Below are 18,214 nucleotides of genomic sequence, written 5' to 3'. Positions count from 1 at the left end.
TTAAGATGCTGACGGATGATGTGGCATTCAATCTTGAGTAAGTTCTAACTCGAGATCATAGTAGATTTTGAAAAGCACCCTTTGGGGAGCTCTGTTAGAGTTACCCTTTTAGAGCCACCGATAAAAAAGATAATTTTCTGCTAATCTATGCTTGACTTTTCATAGCTGGTCTCCTGGATGATTTCGATCGAGTCATCTCGATTGATCTACCCTTATTTTATCATCTGAATTTCATTTTTTCAAACGATTCGGAAATAATTTCCGGCATAATTTCCAGCAGGTGTCCTTTTTACAGACTATACACGCAAATCCTATTTTTAAAATTGTGTATACGAAATACCCTTTTGTGTATATCCACTCCAGCCGTTCCAGATTATCCTCTGAAAACCTTCGCTTCTACCGCCAATTTCCAGACGAAATACAGCGCCCAGCTCATGGCGAAGCCGAGAACGACGTCGATGATCGAGTGCTGGCGGATGAAGAGCGTCGCGATGCAGATCAGCGCCGCGATGATCGTCTCGAGATTCTTCATGCGCGGACGGATATAGCTGCACTGCCGCACGACGATGTCGATGGCGATGGTACTCGACACATGCATGCTCGGGCAGACGTTCCGCGGCGGGTCGATCGAGCGCAGCCACTGCACGCCGAGCGAGAAAAGATCGCTGCCCGTCAGCGACTCCCGCAGCGCGAGTCCATTCGGCCAGACCGTGTACACGACCATGCAGATCGTGTAGCCGCCGAAGAGGATGAAGCAGAGCTTCAGAAAATCGCGGCGCGTTCCGTAGAACAGGAAAAACACGAGCGCGCCCGGAAACAGCAGCCACCAGATCGCGTACGGCACAAAAAACGCAGGAATCGTCGGGATCATCCGGTCGAGCGGCGTCTCGATGATGTGCACCGCCTCCGCCGGCACCGCCCGCATTTGCAGCATGCCGAAGTACAGGATGTACACCGGCAGGTACAGGAGCCACAGCGCATAGCGGTGTGTGCCAATGTAGCCGACCGGGTCGCGCATCGCCTCCCGGATCGGTGCGAATATATCTTTACGTGCTTTCATAAATCGTCCAGCTCCTTTTTATCTGAAATCATATTTTTCCTATACTACCACATTTTCCTGTACGTGCCCAATTTCAAAAAGGAGTGTCTCCCATCGGAAGGCACTCCTTTTTAAGTTTCATGTTGATATATCTACCCGGTATTTCATTACGCAGGTATCGCGCGGTTCTTCTCAGCTCGCAGCGAACTGTGCGTTATACAGGCTCGCGTAGAAGCCACCACGTGCGAGGAGCGCGTCGTGCGTTCCCTGCTCGACGATATTACCGTCGCGCATCACGAGGATGAGGTCGGCGTTTCGGATCGTCGAGAGGCGGTGCGCCACGATGAACGAGGTGCGGCCCTCCATCATGCGGTCGAAGGCATGCTGGATGTGAAGCTCAGTGCGCGTATCGATGGACGAGGTCGCCTCGTCGAGGATGAGCATCGGCGGCAGGCGCAGCATCAGACGCGCGATACAGAGCAGCTGCTTCTGGCCCTGGCTCAGTGCGCCGCCGTCCTCGCCGAGCACGGTATCGTAGCCCTGCGGCATGCGGCGGATGAACTTGTCACAGTGTGCCCGGCGCGCGGCCTCCTCGATCTCCTCCAGGCTCGCATCCGGCTTTCCATACGCGATGTTGTCGCGGATCGACGCCGATTTCAGCCAGGTCTCCTGCAGCACCATACCGAAGTTCGCGCGCAGACTCTCCCGCGTCACCTTCCGGTGATCGAGTCCGTCCACGAGAATCGCGCCCTGGTCCGCCTCATAGAAGCGCATCAGGAGGTTGATGAGTGTCGACTTGCCGCAGCCCGTCGGCCCGACGATCGCCACGGTCTCGCCCGGCTTCACGTGCACATTGATGTCCGTGAGCAGCTTCTTCGTCTTGTCGTACGAGAACCACAGATGCTCGATGTCGACCGCACCGCGTACGCCGCCAATGTCTCCGCCGCTCAGATCATCACCACCCGCGGCGTTTGCGACCGCGTGCAGCTGTGCAGCTGCAGCTGAAGTGCTGGCCTGCGCCGCGGTCATTTCTCCGTCAGATGCAGCCGAAGCGCTCGTTTCATGCGCAGCGCCGGCTGACGCACCACCCAGTACCACGGCGTCCGCCGCGTCCGGTTCCATCGCCGGCTCGTCGATGACCTCAAAGACACGACTCGCGGACGCGATGGCGTTCTGGAGCTCCGTCACGACACCGGAGATTTCATTGAACGGCTTCGTGTACTGGTTCGCGTAGCTCAGGAACGACACGAGCTGTCCGACCGAGATGAAGGCCCGTATCGCCATCACCGTACCACTCACGCCGACCGCCGCATAGACGATCGAGTTCACGCAGCGGGTCGCCGGATTCACGAGCGACGACACGAAGGTCGCCTTGAAGCTGTAGTCGGACAGGGTTTCATTGATCTTCTCAAACTCCGCCTGTGCCTCATCCTCATGCCCGAAGGCCTTCACGACCTTCAGATTTCCGATCATCTCTTCCGTGAAGGCCGTGATCTCGCCGCGGCTCTCCGACTGATGCCGGAAGAAAGTATAGGTGTGCTTCGCGATCTGGCCCGCCACCACGAAGCTGAGCGGGGTCAGCAGGATGACGAGCAGCGTGATGAGCGGCTCGATTGAAAGCATGAACACGAGGGTGCCGAGGATGGTCAGCACGCCCGTAAACAGCTGCGTGAAGCCCATCAGCAGGCCCTGCGAGAACTGATCGATGTCCGTGATCACGCGGCTCGTGAGGTCGCCCGCCGGGTGCGCGTCGAGGTAGCTGACCGGCAGCTCCTCGATGTGGTTGAAGGCCTTCGTACGGATGTCCTGCACCACGCGGAAGGTCACGACGTTGTTGATGTGGTTCATGACCCACTGCGCAAACGCCGTCACGAGGATCATGAAGCCCATGCGCTCGAGGATCTGCAGGAGTGTCGGCCAGTCGACCGCCCCAGGACCTACGATCGTGTCGACCGCCTGTCCGGTCAGGATCGGGATGTAGAGCGTCAGCACCACGGTCACCGCCGCGAGCAGGATGCTGAGGATCACGTGACCGCGATAGTTCTGGATATAATGCAGGATACGCCGGATGGTCTTCGCGTCATCCGCGGTCATCTTTCTCGGTTTTCCCTTCGCCATCACTGCACCTCCTTTCCTTCGTTCTGTGCTTCGGCCAATGCCGTTTTCTCCACATCGTCACTGCGCTCGGCTTCGGCCTGACTCAGCTGTGACAGGCAGATCTCGTGGTAGACCGGGCAGCTCCGGTAGAGCTCGGCGTGGGTGCCGATGCCGGCCACCTGACCGTCGTCGAGGACGATGATCTGATCAGAATTTCGAACGGTCGAGACACGCTGCGAGATGAGGAACACGGTCATGTTCTCGGTGTTGCTCTTGATCGCCTTCCGAAGTGCGGCATCCGTCGCAAAATCGAGCGCGGACGCAGAGTCGTCGAGGATCAGGATCTCCGGGCGACGCACGAGCGCACGCGCGATCGCGAGTCGCTGCTTCTGTCCACCGGAGAAGTTCCGGCCCTCCTGCTCGACCTCGAGCTCGAGGCCCTCGCCCTTCTGCTCCACGAAATCGTAGGCCTGCGCGGTCTTCAGCGCGGCGTAGATCTCATCATCCGTCGCATCCGGCTTCCCCCACTGCATGTTCGAGCGGAGCGTCCCGCGGAACAGTACGGAGCGCTGCGGCACGAGACCGATCTTCGCACGCAGCGTCTCGAGCGCATAGTCCCGGACATTCTGTCCCGAGACGAGCACCTCGCCCGCTGTCGCATCGTAGAAGCGCGGGATCAGGTTGATGAGCGTCGTCTTGCCGGCGCCGGTACCGCCGATCACGCCGATCGTCTGGCCCGGCATCGCGCGGAAGCTGATGTCGCGGAGCGCATCCTCGGCCCCCTCGGTGTAGGCAAATGCCGCCTGCCGAAACTCGACCGCCGGCACCCTGCTTCGCTGGTCATCACTACGCTGCGACACGGTCGCTGCGGCGGAAGCCGAAGAAGAAAGGCTGGTCGCAGCTGACGACGCAGTGACTGCGCTGTGGGCGGAAGCATTGGCGGCAGATGCAGTGTCGGTCGCAGCTGACGACGCAGTGACTGCGTCACGGGCGGAGACATTGGCATCTGAGACCGCCGGCTGCAGCGCGAAGATGCCGTCGATGCGGTTCATGCTGGCCCTGGCGCGGGTGATCTGGATGATGAGATTCGCGAGCTTGATGAGCTCGACGAGGATCTGCGACATGTAGTTCACGAGCGCGACGAGGCCGCCCTGGGTGATCGCGCCCTCATAGACGAAGCCGCCGCCGCGATAGATGAGGTAGACGACGGCGAGGTTGATGATGACGTAGGTCACCGGATTCAGCAGCGCGGAGATACGACCGACACGTACCTGCATCTGGGTGAGACGCTCGTTCTCGCGACGGAACTCATCGATCTCCGAGGCCTGCCGGTTGAAGGCACGGACCACGCGGACGCCGAGGAGATTCTCGCGGGTCGTCTTCATGATACGGTCGAGCTGGCCCTGGTTCGCGCGGTACATCGGCGCGGTCGTCAGGATGATGCCGAAGACGACGCAGAAGAGAATCACGATGGTCACTGCAAAGATGAGCCCGGAGCGGACACTGATCGTGAAGGCCATGACCATGGCACCGAAGACGATGAACGGCGAGCGCATGAAAAGGCGAAGCGCCATATTGACACCGCTCTCGACGGCATTGATGTCGGAGGTCATGCGCGTGATCAGGGTGCTGGTGCCGAGCGTATCGATCTCACGGTAGCCGAGCGTGTTGATGTGCCGGAAGAGGTCGTTGCGCAGGCCCTTTCCGGTATGGATCGCGACCTTCGCGGCGAAGAACTGCGCGGTAAAGGAGCACAGGAGGCCGATCGCGGCGAGCGCGAGCAACAGGCCGCCCATGCGAAAGACATAGCCGAGGTTTCCGCTTCGGATGCCGCGATCGATCATACTCGAGATGACGAGCGGCACGAAGAGGTCGAAGCACGCCTCGAGGCACTTGAACAGCGGCGCCAGGACGGCGCGGACCCGGTAGTCCCGGATATAAGTCAGTAAACGTTTCATAAATACTCCCCTGGATGGTTTCGGCGCGCTGATACTACGCCGTTTTATTTTCACATTATACGCCCTCGGGCGGACGGAGAAAAGGACTGAAATGCACGAAAGCTGTGCCACAGGCACAGCTTTCATCATCTCATCCTCGCTCTTCGAGCCAGTAGTCCAGCACCTTCCGGGCGATCGGGGCCGCGGTGCGGCCGCCGGTTTCGCCGTCCTCGACGACGACGCAGATGGCGATTTCCGGGTGCTCGTACGGCGCGAAGCCGGTGAACCAGGCGGTGGTACTCTTCTCTCCGTTCTTCACGACCTCGGCGGAGCCGGTCTTGCCGGCCGCCTCGTAGTCCGCCTTCCGAAGCACCGACGCGGTACCCTCGGTGACGACGCGGCGCATGAAGCCGCCGAGTGTCGAGGCCTCCTCCGCGCTCATCAGCGTACGCTTCGCCCCCTCGCCGAAGGTCTTCACGACCTTGCCGTCCGCGGACTGCACCTGCCGGAGCAGCGTCGGCTCGACGAGCACGCCGCCGTTCGCGATCGCCGCACTGAGGATGACCTCATGCAGCGGGCTCATCATCGTGTCGCCCTGGCCGATCGCGGTCTGCATCAGCGTCCATGGGTCGGCATCGGCGGCGAGCTTCAGCCGGCTCTTACTCGACGTGATGCTGATCGGCAGATCCTGATTAAAGAGCAGCGCATCGCCGGTCTCCAGCAGCTTCTTCGGATCCGTCAGCGTACCGATCTTCGAAAAGGCCGCGTTACAGGAGTTCGCAAAGGCCGACGACAGATCCTCGCTTCCGTGGGTCTCGCCGCCATAGCAGTGCACGACGTAGCGCTCGTCCGCCGGATCCTGGTACTCGCCGTCGCAGTCGAAGTGGAAATCCTGCCAGTCGTTCGGATGCTCCCGCATATACTCGAGCGCCATCACGATCTTAAAGGTCGAGCCCGGTGCATAGAGCCCCTGCGTACAGCGGTTCAGCAGCGGTGCCGCCGCCGACTGATTATTCACGATGTCGTCCCAATCCTCGACGATGGTGTTCGGGTCGAAGCTCGGCTTCGAGGCCATCGCGAGGACCTCGCCCGTCGTCGGATTCACGGCGATCACCGCGCCCTTCTGGTCTCCGAGCGCGTCATACGCCACCTTCTGCAGGCCGGCGTCGAGGGTCGTCACCACATTGTCCCCGAGGCTCTTCGTCTCCATGATCTCATTGACCACCTGCGTCACGGGGTTCGCATTGGACTGCATCAGGTAGAAGTTCGCGAGCGCCTCGAGGCCGGTCTTTCCCTTCGTCGAGTAGCCGACCGCCTGCGCGAACACGCCGCCGAACGGGTACTGCCGCGTCTCCGTATACGCGCCCTCCGGATTCACGGAGCCATCCTGATTCACACGGGTGTCCGTCACCGCCGTCTGCGCGAGCACCTGCCCGTCCGCGGACAGAATCGCGCCTCGCACGAAGCGGTCGTTGAAGACCTCCATGCGCGGGTTGTACGCGTTGCCCATGAGGTCCTCCGCCTGCCAGCCGATGAAGTAGATCATGTAGCCGATCATCGCGAAGAACAGCAGCGCGAAGAAGTAGATGAAGCCCACGATATTTCGATTTGATTTCTGCTTCCCGGAACGGGATTTCTTTTCTGACATTGTCGTCCTCTCCTACAGGTCTAAATCTTCCGCAGAAACCTGCTCCGACGCGTAGGCGTCGTTCTCAGCATTGTCCTCCTCCAGCGCCTCGTCCTCGTCGTCCGGCGTCTCCTCGTACGTCTCCATCTCCTCGAGCTCGTCCGCCTCATCCTCGTTGCCCTGGATGATGTAGAGCGCCTGGATGATCGCAAAGACGATGAAGGCCGAGACGAGCGACGAGCCGCCGTAGCTGATGAACGGCAGTGTCACACCGGTCGACGGGATGAACTTGATCGCGCCGCCGATCGTGAGGAAGGACTGCACGATGTACTCGATCGCGAGGCCGACCGCCACGAGCTTGTAGAAGCTGTCCTCCATATAGGTGGCGATGACCATCATCTGCATGAAGCAGCCGAGGCACACGAGGATGATGCAGATCGCGGTGATCGCGCCCATCTCCTCGGAAATCGCCGAGATGATGAAGTCCTTTTCGACGATCGGGATGCGGTTCGGCATACCCTGGTAGAGACCGAGGCCCGCGAAGCCGCCGGTGCCGATCGCGAAGAGCGACTGCGTGATCTGGTAGCCCCTGTCGTCGATGTCCGCCCACGGATTGATCCACGCGAACACACGCTTCCGCACGTGTGAAAAGGCAGCGTAGCTGAACACCGACGCGCCGCCCATCGCCGCCGTGCCGAGCACGAGGTAGAGGCTGCGGTTCGTCGCGATGAAGAGCATCACGAGGTACGCGAGGCAGAAAATCAGCGCGGAGCCGAGATCCTTGCAGGCGACAAGCACCAGCACATGCGCAGCCGCCACCAGCGAGCTTAGGACGATGTCTCTGAATTCCGTCGCGCGGCTCAGCATGCCGGCCATCGCCAGCACGAAGGTGATCTTCACGATCTCCGACGCCTGAAAGGTGAAGCCGCCGATCGAAATCGACATCTTCGCACCGTAGCTCGTCGCGCCGATGATCAGCACGACGCCCTGCAGCAGGATGCCGAAGGCGGCAAAGGCAGAGCGCCAGCGCACGAGGTCCCAGATTTTATCGATGAGGTACGGGATGACAAGCGTGAGTGCCGCCGCCCCGACGATGATCACGAACTGCTTCATCGCCTTCGACGCATCAAGGCGTTCCAGCATGATGAGTCCGTAGGTGAGGAAAAACACCGTGTTGTTCAGCAGCAGCCGGTTGATGTTCCGGTAGAGCCGCTGCGCCCCGAAGGTGTACAGCAGGAAAAACGCGAGCTGCAGGAGGTAGAACCACACCGCGCTCATGTCCGCCGTCTTCAGATAGATGATACAGTTCATCAGAAAATGAACCAGCAGGATGATACGGAGCTGCCAGTCGCAGAGCGGGTCCGCGTCCTCCTGGTCCGGGATGGACAGATATCGGAAATTGCAGTAGGTGTAGAGCACGATCAGCAGCAGCTGAATGTACTTCGACGCCGTGATAAAAAGATTAATCATGATTCATCCTTCACTCGATCCCGTGACGGAAATGCCCGCGCGTCATGCTGCGCGGCACCGCGCCCTCGAGCACCTGCCGCACCACCGCTGCCGGCTCCACCGAGAAATCGTAGCGCAGACACTGCGGCTGCAGCGCGCGCACCTCATCCGGCAGATCATAGAGCACGAGCGGCTCGGCATTAAATATCTGATTGTAGCAGTACGTACAGTAGCAGCGCACCGGCATGTCCTTGCCCATACGGTCGCGCAGCTGCAGGATCCGGTTGCCGTGATCACAGCGCGCACTCGTCCGCTGTATACAGTTCGCACTCACCATCATCGGCAGATGCCCGTAGATCATCAGCTCGAACGGCAGCTCGCCGAGGCCAATGCTGTCGGCTTCTGCGTCAGCACCCGCCCGCGCAGCTGCCGGCACCGGAGTGCTCTCTCCTTCGACGGCATCCGCATTCGTGCCGCGGGTGCCGTCGGCACCATGGACACTGCTCCGAAGTTTCTCCCGAAGCTTCCGGCACTCGTAGTACGTGAGCTCGATCGGATAGGTGAGTCCGTCGGCACCGAGTGATACCAGCGCCTGGATCGCTTCCTTATTGTAGCCGTATACCGTATAGTCGAAGTTCCGGCGGATGCGTGCCCCGAGCTCCGGATGCGCCCCGAAGAAATCCTCGAGCAGCATCGCCTCATCGAGGTTCCGCACCAGAAGAGCATCTGGGAGACGCTCCGCTTTCCAGAGTCCGCTCAGAAGCTCGGCGCTGTTTTCCGCCTTTCGCCCGTTCGCGTCGAAGTCGCGCTCGATACGGCGTAGGCGAAGCCCCGCCTGCTTTCCGGCGGCATGCACCCGCCGGATCAGTGCGGCGAAATCCGTGAAGCAGGCTTCGTCGAGGTACACGAGCGCGACTGCGTCGTGCTTCAGCACCTCCGCGAGCTGCGCCTCCGTCTCGACCGTCACCGCCACCGGCAGCGCCCAGTCACGCGCCGCGACTCCGGCCGCCGTCCATGCCACCGACGTGTGCTTTATCTGCGCCCGTTCACCCGCGCGACGGTTCTCACCAGGCGCACTGTCCCCACCGCGCTTCGGAGCTGCACTGCGCTCTGTCCTCGCATGGTCGTTTCTTCGTCCGGTTTCGGTCGGCTTTTCTCTTCGACCCGCGGACGCCGAAGCATGCTTCCGCTTATCTATCTGATTGTGCTGCGTATATTCTCTGCGAGCCACGTAAAATCTGCCACTCAAAATGTGATTAAATATACTCACATCGAGATGTTGTAAGTTCTCACAAACATTACTTACTGCTTCATCGTATATGCTTTTGCAATCTGTAGGCAGATATGCTACTCACAAGTTCTTGTACACTCCACAGTCGTCAATTCCCGAAATAGCCTTCGGTACATACTTACGCTTGCGTTTATTTATGCAACTTCGTAAGTCGTAGCATCTCTCAGATTAAGTGCAGCATTGAAATCTCTATCTTCAACATAGCCACAATCGCATTTGTAAATTCTATCTGAAAGTTTTAAATCTTTCTTTATAGAACCGCAACAATGACATAGTTTAGAAGAGGGATAAAATCTATCTACAATTCTTAATTCAATACTATTTTCATCACATTTAGCCTTAAGTTTTGATCTAAATTCATAAAACTTTTGTGATGCAACAGCTTTAGAAAGATGCCTGTTCTTCATCATGCCTGATACATTCAAATCTTCAATCGTTATGTAAGATGGTTTGGTTTTCACTATCTCAGCGATTGTTTTATTGATGTAATCAGTACGGATATTATCCAGTCTATGATGAAATTTCTGTACTTTGAGCTTTTGCTTTTGTATATTTGCTCTTTGAGTGGACTCTCCTTTCTTTAAATATTCATACTTTCGGGAAAGACTTCTCTGTTCCCGAATCAGTTGTTTTTCAAGTTTTTTTAATCTTGCAGATTTGTTAATGTTCTTATAAGTTTTGCCATTAGAAACAATGGCAAAATCCTTTAATCCAAGGTCAATTCCAATTCCTTCGTTGAAATTATCGACTATCTTGTTATTCGGGATTTCTATAAGAACTGAAACATAGTATCTATCAGTTCTTATAGAAACATGACCACTTTTAATCACATACCCATCTTTGGTCGTAGGAAGGTATCCTTTTTCTTTGATACGGACCCAACCAAGTGATGGAATATTAATTCTATGTCTTTCGCAACGACAATCCTTTGGATTATTCTTTACAAAATACATCTTCACATCAGACTTTCCTTTCTTTTTAAAAGTAGGAAAAGCACTTTGATGTTTGAAAAACCTAGTAAATGCGACACAACCATTTTCGATTGAACGCTTTACAGATTTTGAACTTACTTCCTTAATCCATAACTTATCTGGATTTGTGGGAAGATATTCATTGTTCAGCCAGACACTAAAACTTTTACCACTCATAAACTTTTCTCCATTGTCATGAAGTTCTTTATTATGAGCGAGATAGAAGTTGTAAATATATCTACAAGTCCCTATTGTTTTACGTATCTTAACTTTCTGTTCCTCTGTTGGGTTGATTTCCGTCTTGAAGCTCTTTAGCAATTTCCTCATCTCCTTCTATTTGCTTCTTATACTTACGAAGTCCATATAACCTACAGGAAAACGCCTGAAGAATCGAAACAATATCCTGTACAAATTCTTCTTGCGGCGATAGTTCTTCATTATTTACCACCACAATGGTTGTGTTGAATTTCATACAGAATTTTTCAAACCAGTCGTAGCCAAACCTAATAAATCTATCTTTATTGGTTACAATTATGGTTTTGATTTTTTGCTCCATTACTTCATCTAATAACTCATTCCATTTTTTACGATTGTAATTAAGACCACTCCCATAATCTTCAATACATTCGTCTACAATAATTCCTGTGGCATTACAAAACTGTCTTAAAAATGCGACCTGGTTTTGTAAATCATCTTTTTGGTTTTTTGTAGACACTCTCGCATAAATAACTACTTGTCGTTGGTCATTTTTGATATTTATGCCTTTAAATTGAAGATACTGGTCGTAAGTGTAATAACGCCTATCAGTTGGAGTTCTATTTGCTTTTAGAGTTCCTTTCCTATCCCAACGTTGCAATGTTTTTACAGACACGCCTAACAACTCAGCAAAATCTTTGGGCTTATAATTCGTGATATTAGATGTATGCATAAACAATTCCCTTCTATGGGTATATTTAAACACATTTAATCACGTTTGTCAGTTAATTTAATCTCCTAACATCCTCTCCTCTTCATACATCGCGAGTGCTGTTCGGCGAAGCTCATTCAGCTTTCCGACCGGATAGAACGCATCGCCATGAACCGATACCTGTACGTTTCCTAATGTAAATGCGGTGCCACCGGTTTTCCGGAGCCGCGCCTCGACCTCCGTCGCCTGCACCGGCCGCTGCTCGGCTGGGAGCACGAGGTCCTCCGACACCGCGGTCACCATGCGACCGGCTGCGTCGCTGAGGGTCAGCACCGCCGGCGCGCCCACCGTCATGTCCATCACGGCGTCCACCGTGATCGTCCGGTTGCGGTCGATGTACGCGGCCTGGATGCGGTCCGTCACCGTCTGATCCACCGCACGGAACTTCTTCTCCGACAGCGCGATCATGTCCGCGCCGTTATGCTTCTTCAGATAGCTGCTGGTGCCGCCGCGGTCGAAGATCTCGCGCAGCGTCCGGAGGTCCTCCTCGGCCACGCGGTAGCCCGACATACTGCCGTGCTTCGCTGCCCCCTGTTTTCGGTCAATGCAGTCGAGCGCGAGGTCGAGGTACTTGCGGTAGACGCTGACGACCCCCGCGGTGTACAGCGGGGACTTCATACGGCCCTCGATCTTAAAGCTGTAGGCACCGGCTTCGATCAGCTCCGGCAGCAGCTCGATCGTCTGCATATCCTTCATGCTGAGGTAGTAGCCCTTCTGCCCTGCAGTCTCAAAGCAGAGACGACAGGTGCCGGCACAGCGGCCGCGGTTACCGGAACGTCCGCCGAGAAGCGAGGACATGAAGCAGGCACCGGAGTAGCTATAGCACATCGCGCCGTGGCAGAAAACCTCGAGCTCCATGCCGCTTTCGTCATGAATCTTCCGGATCTCCTGGAGACTGAGCTCCCGGGAGAGCACCGCCCGGGTCATGCCGAAGCGCTGCGCCATGCGGGCACCGGCCACGCTGGTGATGGTCTGCTGCGTGCTGGCATGTACCTCGAGGTCCGGAAACATTGCCCTGATCCGACGTACGGCGCCGAGATCCTGCATGATGAGGCCGTCGACGCCCGCCTCGTAATAGGGTTTTATGTACGAAAAAAGCTCCTTAAGTTCGTCGTCCTTAAAGAGTATATTTACCGTCATATATAGTTTTACCGAGAAGAGATGACAGTAACGGATCGCCTCCATCACCATATCTTCCCCCTCGGCCTGTGCTGAATCCGCGTAGGCGCGGGCACCGAAGCGACGGCCGCCCATGTATACCGCGTCGGTGCCGGCATTGACCGCCGCGACCACGGACTGGAACGAACCGGCCGGGGCCAGCAGCTCTACACGTTTATCTCGTTTGATTTTCATACTCTTATTTCTTCGTGGATGCGAGCGCACGATCACGCGCATCCTGCGCTGCCTGCTTCGCCTCGAGCTCCGCCAGCTTCTTCTGCGTGTTCTCGAGCTCACGAAGCGTCGTCTCAAGCTTCATCTGCATATTCACGAGGTCATGCTTCGCCGTATAGCTCTCCCGCTCCGCATCATCCCGCGCCTGCTGGATGTCACGACTTCTCTTACGCTCCTTGAAGAGATCGTCACAGATGTTCACCTCGAGGAGAAGGGCCTTGATGCTGTCGTCGAGCTTGTTGTAGCCCACGGTCTCCTTCTGAAAATCGAGAATTTTCTGGTTCAGGTAGCTCGCCACCTCATGCATATAGCTCTCGGACTCACTCCCCGCCAGCTGGTAGATCTTGCCATTGATTACGACCTCTACAGAATTCTTTCCTGCCATGAAACTGTTACTCCTCTATCTCTTACGTCCATGAAGCACGGGTGAACGCGCCTGTGCCTCACGGTGTTCGCCATGTTTTCGACCATTTATTATAACATAGCCCGCAAGCGCGATGCAACCGCAAGCGATGGCAGGCAGTGGGGGACCCGGAGCCTGAACTGTAAACTTCGCTCAGAGCTTCCGCGGGTCGCCAATGAAGCCTTCGCCGTAGGTTTCCTTCGTCGGGGAGACGATGACGAAGGCGTGCGGGTCGTGGCGGTCGATGATTTCCTTCACGATCGGAAACTGCTTACGGTCGACGGCGCAGGTGAGGGTGAGGCATTCCTTGCCGCTGAAGCCGCCGATGCTTTTATAGAAGGTGGTACCACGGTCCATAGTTTCCATGATTTCATGCGCGATTTCTTCGTTTTTCGCAGAGTGGATCGTGATCAGACTGCCGCGGTTCAGTCCATAGAGAAGCGCATCCATCGACTGGGTAGTACAGACGATGGAGATGATGCCGTACAGCGCCGCTTCGATCTCACCGAACACCAGCACGGAAATCGTGACGATCACGAAGTCCACCAGCATGATGGCATAGCCGGTCTGCATATAGGGGAAACGCTTCTGAAGGAGCTTCGCCAGGATATCGCCACCGCCGCTCGTCGAGTTTCGCATGAAGATCAGTGCCAGGCCGACGCCCACGAAGATACCGCCGAAGGCGCAGGATACGAGGCGGTCTCCTGCGTACTGCCACGGACAGAGCGCCGACACGAGATCCTGGATCACGCTCATGAAGATGACCGTGCGGATGGTCTTCAGTGTCATCCCGCGGTTCAACAGCAGCCAGGACGCCAGCAGCAGTGGGATGTTGAGGGCGAGGCTGAGTGCACCGATCGGTAAGCCGAACAGATGGTTGATCATCAGTGCGATGCCCGACACCCCGCCCGGCGCGATCCGGCTTGGCTCGATGAAGCACCAGACACCGATCGCCTGCAGCAGCGCACCCGCGAAATCCCCCAGGATATCGAGCCCGGTCTCTCTCCACTTCTTTTGATTTTTCATCACCATCGTTTCCATTTATTTTTCCTCCTCTTTTACGTTCCCATTTCTTCATTCATGAGCCGATGCACGACGTCACAAACGCCGTCGTTAGATTTTGCCACCTTCGCAGCCAGACAGACCCGTCGCCCGCATCATCCCGTTACCTTTCTGCGCTACGCGCGACGCACTCATGCAACCATACAAAAAGAGGGCTGACATTCATGTCAGCCCTCTCATCGGTATACGGCTACACAAAAATAGTCTGAACTATAATCAATGCAGCTGCATTTCTTTTCGATTGTCTGATTTCAGCGCACGATTCTCTTTCCAAATCGCTGCCGACGAAGATCTTCTGTCTGGAGCATACACGAACGGCTCGTCCGTATGCCTCACACGGCTTCTATCATACACGATTTTCGCTCGAAAATCACTGATATTTCTTTTTATTCTCGGCGTATTCTGCCTTGACCGCATCGAGGAGACCCTCGGTATGCAGCAGGTCATAGCATGCACCGGCGATACTCTTCGCACCGTAGATCACGCAGTTATGCGCTGCGTCGCTCTTTCCGGCATCCACGAACTCCTGGGAGTGGGACGCGGTCCCCTCCGGCACGAACGCGACACGGATGCAGGAACCCGGAATCTCGTACATGACATTGCCGAAATCGGTCGAACCGGTCTTCTCACGTGGCGGCGCGAGCTGCGGAGCACCCGCGAGCTCAGCATTGTCCATCAGAAGCTGATTCAGACGAAGCACCGGAATCTTGTTGAAGAAGAAGGTGCCGTCCTTGATCTCATAGTCGACGCCGGCAATCAGCGCTGCGCCCTTGATGATATCCTGGAAGCGGACACTGATGTCCTCGAGCTCCTTCTTTGAGAAGGAACGCAGTGAAAACTCACCCTTTGCCGTCGCCGGCACGACATTGGACGGGCCTGGAAGCTCGGTCATGCAGTAGTGCATGCGCACATCATCCGGCACATGCTCCCGCAGGAACTCGACGCCCTGGAATGCAACCAGCATAGCATCGAAGGCACTTCTGCCCTTCTCCGGTGCCAGTGCGGCATGCGCGCGCTTTCCGTGGAAGGTCACGTTGAAGCTCTTCTGTGCGAGACACTTCACATCCGTGCAGGTATTCGGACCGCCATGCATCATGAAGGCGACATCCAGCTCATGGAAGCAGCCGCGCTCCAGCATCTGTACCTTGCTGCCGAACGTCTCCTCGGCCGGTGTACCATAGATGATGAGCTCGAACGGCTCCGCACCTGCCATGTCCTTCAGTGCCACCGCAGCACCGAGACAGCCCGGCCCCTGCATATGATGGCCGCAGCCATGTCCGAGGTTCCGAAGTGCATCGTACTCGCAGAGGATGCCGAGCTTCGGACCGCCCTCGCCATGCTTGAAGGTCGCACGGAACGCCGTCTTGAATCCGCCGACGCCCATCTCGACCTCGAAGCCATGTGCACGAAGATAATCGGTCAGCAGTCCGCTGGCAAACACCTCTTCTCCATCATATTCCGGATGATCGAAAATCTGGTCCGCCATCGAGCAGAGCGCATCCCGCTGTGCATCGATCGCAGCAAATAAAGTATTCTTATCGCTCATGATGTTTCACTCCTTCACATTTCTGTCATTCTTCAAAGGCGCCTCCCGGTAACCGGTACAGCGCCTCTCTTCTACATATTCTGATTACATCGGGCCGAAGTGGATGATCTGCGCGATCACCAGCAGCACCGTACCGACCACCAGCCAGATGGCAAACATCTTCCACATGAAGCGCATCCAGCGATCATACGGGATGTTGCAGGCACTGATGATGCCCATGAGTGCGGTCGAGGTCGGCAGGATGTAGTTACAGAAACCGTCACCGAAGTTAAATGCAAGCACCGCGGTCTGTCTCGTCACACCGATGAGGTCGGAAAGCGGCACCATGATCGGCATCACCGCTGCGGCCTGTCCGGAGCCGGAGGTCAGGAACACGTTGATGATGGTGTTCGCAATCAGCATCGCCGGTGCCTGCAGAAGTGTCGGCACACTGCCGAGTCCGCCTGCGAGGGCATGTACGACGGTATCGATGATCTTACCATCCTTCATGATGGCACTGATGGACTGTGCGAGGCCGATGATGATCATCGCAGACATCATCTTCTTGCAGCCCTCGAGGAAGTTCTTACAGATCGTATCCGTATCGAAGCCGGAAATGATGCCGACCACGATGGCGAGCCAGATGAACATCGCCGCCATCTCCGGCATATCCCAGCCCAGCTTGATACTGCCATAGATCACGACTGCAAGTGAAACCACGAGTGCGACGATATTTAAAATCTTCCGCAGATCGATGGTCCCGAAATCATCCAGACCGCCGGCTGTACGGAACTCGCTCTTCTGGTCGAGCTCATACATCGGGCTCTTCGTCGGGTCCTTCTGAACCTTCAGTGCATAGCGCACGAGAAAGATGTTCGTGATCACATAGTACACAGCGAAGCATACCCAGCGGTAGCCGATGCCGGAGTACAGCGGCAGCTCCGCGATCTTCTGTGCTACGACGGTCGTATTCGGGTTCAATGTTCCCGTCGAAAATCCGATGGCGCCACCGAGCAGGATGATGGCTGCACCTGTGATCGAGTCCAGACCGATCGCCAGTGCAAGCATAACCATCACCGGTGCGAACGCGATGAACATGTTGACAGCCTGGGTCGTGCAGATGATACCGAACATCAGCGTCAGAATCGGGATAAATACATACAGGTTGTTGGAAAACTTTTTCGCGAGCTTCGCGATCACCGCCTGCAGTGAACCAGACTGCGTCAGCATGTGGAAAGCCGCACCCGAAAACAGGATAACCAGCATGATATCGACACGCTTTACAAACGCATTTACGATATACATCGGGATCAGGAACGGATTCACCGGTGTACGATCGACATAGCTGAACTGCGTCGGATCAATGACCTTGATGCCATCTGCATTCTCCACACGTACATACTCACCCGCCGGGATGATCCAGGTCAGAAGCACAGCACACACGATGATCGAAAACACAATCATGAAGCTGTGAGGCACATGAAATTTCTTCTTCGTTGCCATAGTTAATATTCCCCTTCTTTATAATGTTGTTTCTTTATATAACATTATAGCAGTAGCGGGAATCACGTGCCATTTGATTTTTTCAAATGCTCTATTAAAGAAAATTCAATGCATCCTCTCTCGCACTGTTTCCTCGACGATCTCGATCAGCGCACGCTCGCACGCACTCAACACATGCCCTTTTCGATAAGCGAGCCGGAAGCTGGAGGTCTCCGCTTCCCGATTGATCAGGAAATAGCGCACATGCTCGAATCTCTGCATATCCGACAAATACCCGAGACGGTTAAAACCGACGCCCATCCCCTGGTTCACCATCGACATGATGATATCGAAATGGCCAATTTCGATCAGGCGTTTCGGATGGATATGATTCTCCCGGAAGAGGCGATCCGCTGTTCTCCGCATACTCTGATCCGGCAGCGGCACGATAAATGTCTCCCAGTCCAGATGCGAAAGGTTGAGATGCAATAAGCCATCCCCCTCCACGGAATAAGCATACTGAATCGCCGGATGCGTATCTGGAAGCGCCAGCAGCACCGGTTCCTTCGCAATTTCGTGATACACCGTATCCGGAAGCTCCTCCAGGAAGTTTGAAACCATGAAATCGATCGCATTTTCTTTAAACATCTGCTTCAGATCCGCGACGACAAGATCGTGGAAAACCAGCTCCACATCCGGATAGCGTTCCTTAAAACGGGCCAGCACCTCCGGCACCATCGAAATCGCTCTTCGCTGCTGTATACCGATACGAATCACCGGCTGCTTCTTCTGCTCCCGCTTCAGAAGATCGTCGAACTCCGCCTTCATCTCCAGCATCTTCTCCGCCCGCTGCACATACTCCTCTTGTATGATGATTCCAGAAGCTAAATCAACATTTTCCTTTCTTTTTGATTCTGTGGTTCAATACATTCAGATACTGTGGGACTTTTTATTATCCCCTGTAGCTCTGAC

14 protein-coding genes are annotated in these 18,214 nt (G+C 55.6%); all 14 read right to left on the bottom strand.

What is annotated here, in order from left to right; genetic code table 11:
* Window positions 1–373: 373 nt before the first annotated feature.
* Window positions 374–1,060, bottom strand: a complete 687-nt coding sequence (locus ACTNC3_RS10630; protein WP_441227415.1) for a hypothetical protein — start codon at window positions 1,058–1,060, stop codon at window positions 374–376.
* Between the two features lie 171 nt (window positions 1,061–1,231).
* The gene (locus tag ACTNC3_RS10625; protein ID WP_441227414.1) at window positions 1,232–3,157 is read right to left on the bottom strand and encodes an ABC transporter ATP-binding protein; all 1,926 of its coding nucleotides are present in this window, start codon (window positions 3,155–3,157) and stop codon (window positions 1,232–1,234) included.
* Window positions 3,157–5,094 carry an ABC transporter ATP-binding protein gene (locus tag ACTNC3_RS10620; protein WP_441227413.1) on the bottom strand — a complete coding sequence of 646 codons (1,938 nt, stop codon included), beginning with the start codon at window positions 5,092–5,094 and terminating at the stop codon, window positions 3,157–3,159. The genes ACTNC3_RS10625 and ACTNC3_RS10620 overlap by 1 nt, the downstream gene beginning before the upstream one ends.
* Before the next feature lie 130 nt (window positions 5,095–5,224).
* Window positions 5,225–6,721 carry a peptidoglycan D,D-transpeptidase FtsI family protein gene (locus ACTNC3_RS10615; protein WP_441227412.1) on the bottom strand — a complete coding sequence of 499 codons (1,497 nt, stop codon included), beginning with the start codon at window positions 6,719–6,721 and terminating at the stop codon, window positions 5,225–5,227.
* Between the two features lie 12 nt (window positions 6,722–6,733).
* A complete protein-coding gene (locus tag ACTNC3_RS10610) occupies window positions 6,734–8,170 on the bottom strand; it encodes an FtsW/RodA/SpoVE family cell cycle protein (protein WP_441227411.1) in 1,437 nt (478 codons plus the stop codon).
* 10 nt (window positions 8,171–8,180) lie between these two features.
* Entirely contained in the window at window positions 8,181–9,380 is a 1,200-nt protein-coding gene (locus ACTNC3_RS10605) for a hypothetical protein (RefSeq protein WP_441227410.1), read from the bottom strand.
* A gap of 194 nt (window positions 9,381–9,574) precedes the next feature.
* On the bottom strand, window positions 9,575–10,738 hold the full coding sequence (locus ACTNC3_RS10600; protein WP_441227409.1) for an RNA-guided endonuclease InsQ/TnpB family protein: 1,164 nt from the start codon (window positions 10,736–10,738) through the stop codon (window positions 9,575–9,577).
* Window positions 10,677–11,324, bottom strand: coding sequence for an IS607 family transposase (locus ACTNC3_RS10595; protein ID WP_441227416.1), 648 nt, complete (start codon window positions 11,322–11,324; stop codon window positions 10,677–10,679). The genes ACTNC3_RS10600 and ACTNC3_RS10595 overlap by 62 nt, the downstream gene beginning before the upstream one ends.
* Before the next feature lie 72 nt (window positions 11,325–11,396).
* Window positions 11,397–12,731, bottom strand: coding sequence for a peptidase U32 family protein (locus ACTNC3_RS10590; protein ID WP_441227408.1), 1,335 nt, complete (start codon window positions 12,729–12,731; stop codon window positions 11,397–11,399).
* Between the two features lie 4 nt (window positions 12,732–12,735).
* Window positions 12,736–13,155 carry a cell division protein ZapA gene (locus ACTNC3_RS10585; RefSeq protein ID WP_441227407.1) on the bottom strand — a complete coding sequence of 140 codons (420 nt, stop codon included), beginning with the start codon at window positions 13,153–13,155 and terminating at the stop codon, window positions 12,736–12,738.
* 171 nt (window positions 13,156–13,326) lie between these two features.
* Complete coding sequence (locus ACTNC3_RS10580) at window positions 13,327–14,214, bottom strand: YitT family protein (protein ID WP_441227406.1); 888 nt, start codon at window positions 14,212–14,214, stop codon at window positions 13,327–13,329.
* Window positions 14,215–14,605: 391 nt separating this feature from the next.
* Window positions 14,606–15,781 (bottom strand): M20 family metallopeptidase, encoded by a 1,176-nt coding sequence (locus ACTNC3_RS10575; protein WP_441227405.1) that lies wholly within the window; start codon window positions 15,779–15,781, stop codon window positions 14,606–14,608.
* Between the two features lie 84 nt (window positions 15,782–15,865).
* Window positions 15,866–17,263, bottom strand: a complete 1,398-nt coding sequence (locus ACTNC3_RS10570) for a YfcC family protein (RefSeq protein ID WP_441227404.1) — start codon at window positions 17,261–17,263, stop codon at window positions 15,866–15,868.
* Between the two features lie 105 nt (window positions 17,264–17,368).
* Window positions 17,369–18,097 carry a LysR family transcriptional regulator substrate-binding protein gene (locus tag ACTNC3_RS10565; RefSeq protein ID WP_441227403.1) on the bottom strand — a complete coding sequence of 243 codons (729 nt, stop codon included), beginning with the start codon at window positions 18,095–18,097 and terminating at the stop codon, window positions 17,369–17,371.
* Window positions 18,098–18,214: the final 117 nt, after the last annotated feature.

Source organism: Oribacterium sp. HCP3S3_B9, from assembly GCF_052064255.1.
GTDB lineage: Bacteria > Bacillota > Clostridia > Lachnospirales > Lachnospiraceae > Oribacterium.
This window is presented reverse-complemented; position numbering and strand designations above follow the sequence as displayed.

Coding starts and splice junctions, on each gene's coding strand:
- ACTNC3_RS10630 (WP_441227415.1), bottom strand. CDS start 1,060: ATGAAAGCACGTAAAGATATATTCGCACCGATCCGGGAGGCGATGCGC.
- ACTNC3_RS10620 (WP_441227413.1), bottom strand. CDS start 5,094: ATGAAACGTTTACTGACTTATATCCGGGACTACCGGGTCCGCGCCGTC.
- ACTNC3_RS10575 (WP_441227405.1), bottom strand. CDS start 15,781: ATGAGCGATAAGAATACTTTATTTGCTGCGATCGATGCACAGCGGGAT.
- ACTNC3_RS10585 (WP_441227407.1), bottom strand. CDS start 13,155: ATGGCAGGAAAGAATTCTGTAGAGGTCGTAATCAATGGCAAGATCTAC.
- ACTNC3_RS10610 (WP_441227411.1), bottom strand. CDS start 8,170: ATGATTAATCTTTTTATCACGGCGTCGAAGTACATTCAGCTGCTGCTG.
- ACTNC3_RS10600 (WP_441227409.1), bottom strand. CDS start 10,738: ATGAGGAAATTGCTAAAGAGCTTCAAGACGGAAATCAACCCAACAGAG.
- ACTNC3_RS10625 (WP_441227414.1), bottom strand. CDS start 3,157: ATGGCGAAGGGAAAACCGAGAAAGATGACCGCGGATGACGCGAAGACC.
- ACTNC3_RS10590 (WP_441227408.1), bottom strand. CDS start 12,731: ATGAAAATCAAACGAGATAAACGTGTAGAGCTGCTGGCCCCGGCCGGT.
- ACTNC3_RS10615 (WP_441227412.1), bottom strand. CDS start 6,721: ATGTCAGAAAAGAAATCCCGTTCCGGGAAGCAGAAATCAAATCGAAAT.
- ACTNC3_RS10570 (WP_441227404.1), bottom strand. CDS start 17,263: ATGGCAACGAAGAAGAAATTTCATGTGCCTCACAGCTTCATGATTGTG.
- ACTNC3_RS10580 (WP_441227406.1), bottom strand. CDS start 14,214: ATGGAAACGATGGTGATGAAAAATCAAAAGAAGTGGAGAGAGACCGGG.